This window comes from Clostridium sp., assembly GCF_051278035.1.
Classification (GTDB): Bacteria; Bacillota; Clostridia; order Clostridiales; family Clostridiaceae; genus Clostridium_AD.
In genome coordinates, this window is the sequence record NZ_JBNMNU010000284.1 from 1 (window position 1) to 3505 (window position 3505).

At 29.8% G+C, this 3505-nt stretch carries 3 protein-coding genes; all 3 read left to right on the forward strand.

What is annotated here, in order from left to right; genetic code table 11:
• On the forward strand, window positions 1-992 hold a 992-nt coding region (locus tag ACJAX4_RS22950), incomplete at its 5' end, for a DUF2232 domain-containing protein (RefSeq protein WP_435791760.1).
• A gap of 12 nt (window positions 993-1004) precedes the next feature.
• On the forward strand, window positions 1005-2993 hold the full coding sequence (locus ACJAX4_RS22955) for a DHH family phosphoesterase (protein ID WP_435791761.1): 1989 nt from the start codon (window positions 1005-1007) through the stop codon (window positions 2991-2993).
• 2 nt (window positions 2994-2995) lie between these two features.
• Entirely contained in the window at window positions 2996-3436 is a 441-nt protein-coding gene (gene rplI / locus ACJAX4_RS22960) for a 50S ribosomal protein L9 (RefSeq protein ID WP_435791762.1), read from the forward strand.
• The last annotated feature ends 69 nt before the right edge of the window (window positions 3437-3505 follow it).

Here is a 3505-nt window from a genome sequence, read left to right on the forward strand (position 1 = left end):
TTAGTACAAGGGCGATTGTAGAGGCTTCGCTTATAGCTGTTATAATTTCAGTGATAATGGTTATAACAGGATACTTGCCGATTGTATCAGTTATAGGAACTTTAATATTACCAACTCCTGTGGCAATACTCTATATAAGGCATAATTATAAAATAACAATCACGGTTATATTTTTAAGTATCATTTTAACGTCTTTAGTCTATAATCCAATAATAGCAATATACTCAGCTATAACTTGTAGTATTGTAGGTATTGAGCTTGGTTATTGTGTTAGAAGAAAAAAAAAGGCATCTATAACGTTATTGTTTTTAGCTATTAGTTGCGCTATATCTAATATATTAACGGTAGCTTTTTCGATGTTATTTATAGAAAAAATAAGTTTTATGAATTTTCTTATCAATAAATTAGAGTTTTTGAAACAATCCATGAATGGATCTTTACTAGAATTAAAAGCAATTTATACGCAATCAGGAATAACCCAAAAACAGTTGGAGATTTTAGATAGAAACTTTGAGATAATAAAAGGTCTAGATGTTAATTCTATATTGATAGTAATCCCTGCAGTTATTTTTCTTGTAGCTCTTATATCAGCTTATTTGAATTATATTGTATCTAGTGCGGTACTAAACAAGCTAAATTACAGAATGAAGGCAATTTTACCTTTTAGCAAATTTTGTGTTAACAACATAATAGGAGCTGTACTCATAGGAACTGTATGTATAGGTATAATACTTTCATCTAAAGATATACCAGGCGGAAACTACATATTTGAGGCTTCTCAGTTTCTTACGCTGTGGGTATTTATTATAAATGGAATAGCTGCAAGTATATATTTTTTAAGAGTTAAAAGAAACTTATCTAAAATAGTAGTAGTATTAATCTTAGGACTATTAATGTTTACCCAGCTATATAGTGTTTACTTCTCAATAGGACTTATGGAAATGGCTTTTGACTTTAGAAAGCTTGACCCTTATAGAATTAAAAGAAAATAATGGGGGCTAATTATGGATAACAAATATAATAATTTTAGTGTTAATAATAAAATATATATGGTGACCATGGCCCTGCTCATATGTATAATATTTTATTATGGACACATTGAAGCGGGAATGCTAACACTTGGATTATATGCAATTCTCGTAGTGTACAATATTTACAATTCAAAGGTTAAAAAAGGTGAATGGAAAAAATTTATTGAAAATTTTTCATCTAAACTTGATATAGCAACCACAAGTACTTTAGTAAAGCTTCCTTTTCCATTATTAATAATAGGGTATACAGGAAACATTCTATGGTATAATCAAAGTGTGACTACAATGCTTGAAGGAGAAGATCTTTTAAATAAAAACATTAAAGATATAATTAAGGAACTCAATCTAAAACAAGTTTTAGAAGGTAAAAAAAATATATTCCCAAATGTTAAGATAAGAGAAAATTTTTATGAAGTTTATACTAATATTGTGGATACAAATGAAAATAAAAATATTAAAGATAAGATCATGCTTTTATATTTTTACGATACAACAGAAAAAACGAATCTAATAAAAGGTATCAACGGTAATAGAGAAAGTGTTATGCTAGTAGAGGTAGATAACCTTGATGATGTTGTAAAGACTACAGAAGAAGATAAAGCGCCACTCCTTATAGCGGATATTGAAAGAGCAATAAACAGCTATGGACAGAGTGTAAATGCTGTGGTTAAAAAATACACTTCAAATAAATATGTTATTATAGTTCAAGATAAGTATATTGAAAAAGAAATAGAAAAGAAATTCGATATACTAGATAATGTTCGTGAAATAAGTAATGGAAACAAACTTGCAGTTACTCTTAGTATAGGAGTAGGAAGAGGAGAGGATACACCCCTTAAGAACTTTGAATTTGCTACATCGGCTAAGGAACTTGCATTGGGTAGGGGTGGAGACCAGGTCGTAGTGAAAAAAGGTGAAAAATTATCTTTCTTCGGAGGAAAAACAAAAGAAGTAGAAAAAAGAACTAAAGTTCGAGCGAGGGTTATTGCTCATGTAGTAATGGATTTAGTAAATGAGAGTGACGTAGTTTTTATTATGGGTCACAAAAATCCTGACGCTGATTGTTTAGGTTCTGCCATAGGGATATATAGTGTTATCAAAAATTTAAATAAAGAGTGTTATATAATTCTAGAAGGAATAAGTAGTGGCATCAAAAGTATGATGGATATATTATCAGAAGATGGAGATTATAAAAATACTTTTATAACAAGTGAAAAATTTAAAAGTGTTAAAAAATTAAATAACCTGCTTATATTGGTAGATGTTCATAATGAAAGTTATGTGCAAAATTTCGAAATAGTTAAAGAGGTAGAAAAAGTAGTTATAATTGACCATCATAGAAAGTCACAGGATTTTATACAAGGAGCAGTTGTTAGCTATATGGAACCTTATGCATCATCTACTGCTGAATTAGTTACCGAAATGATACAATATATGGTAGATAAGCCAAAACTCAAACGTATAGAAGCTGTAAGCCTTTTGGCAGGAATATGTGTGGATACAAAGAATTTTTATTTTAAAACAGGAGTTAGGACCTTTGAAGCTGCAGCATTTTTAAGACGTCATGGTGCAGATAGTTTGGATGTTAAAAAAATGTTTTCTGATGATTTGAATGTTTATCTAAAAAGAGCTGATATTATAAGGTCAGCAAAAATTCAAAACGAAATTGCCATAGCAGTGTGTCCAAAAACAATAGAAGACACTGTACTCGCAGCTCAGGCGGCAGATGAACTTTTAAATATTACTGGTATCGCAGCTTCATTTGTAATTGTTAAAATAGGAGATGAGGTATTCATTAGTGGAAGGTCTCTTGGTAAAATAAATGTACAGTTAATACTTGAGGATTTAGGTGGTGGTGGACATATGACTATGGCCGGTACTAAGTTTACTTCTCTGAAAATTGAAGAAGTAGTAGTTAAATTAAATAATGCTATAGATAAATACTTAAAGGAGGTTGAATAATAATGAAAGTTATATTATTAAAAGATATTAAGAGTGTAGGTAAAAAAGGTGATGTTATAAACGCCGCAGACGGATATGCTAGGAATTTTTTATTTCCGAGGAAACTTGCAGAGGAAGCTACAGATTCAAATATGCATATACAAAATAGAAAAGATGAAAATGAAAGAAAAAAGAAAACTTCTGAAATTGAAAAGGCGCAGGAATTGGCCAATAGCCTTAAGGATAAAGTTATAAAAATGGTTATGAAAGCAGGAGAAAACGGAAAACTTTTTGGAGCAATTACAACTAAAGATATAGCATTGGCATTGAATGAACAATGTAATTTAGATATTGATAAAAAGAAAATAGTAACAGACACAATAAAATTATTAGGAACTTATGACGTAGAAATTAAAATATACCCAGAAATATCTACAAAGATAAAAGTTCTTGTTTGTGAGTAATAATTATATAATACGAAGGGAGGAAACGCTTTAGTAAATAAGTGATAGTTTTATTTATTATAGCGGACT

Excerpts from the sequence above, each read along its gene's own strand:
- rplI (WP_435791762.1), top strand. The coding sequence starts at position 2,996 with ATGAAAGTTATATTATTAAAAGATATTAAGAGTGTAGGTAAAAAAGGT.
- ACJAX4_RS22955 (WP_435791761.1), top strand. The coding sequence starts at position 1,005 with ATGGATAACAAATATAATAATTTTAGTGTTAATAATAAAATATATATG.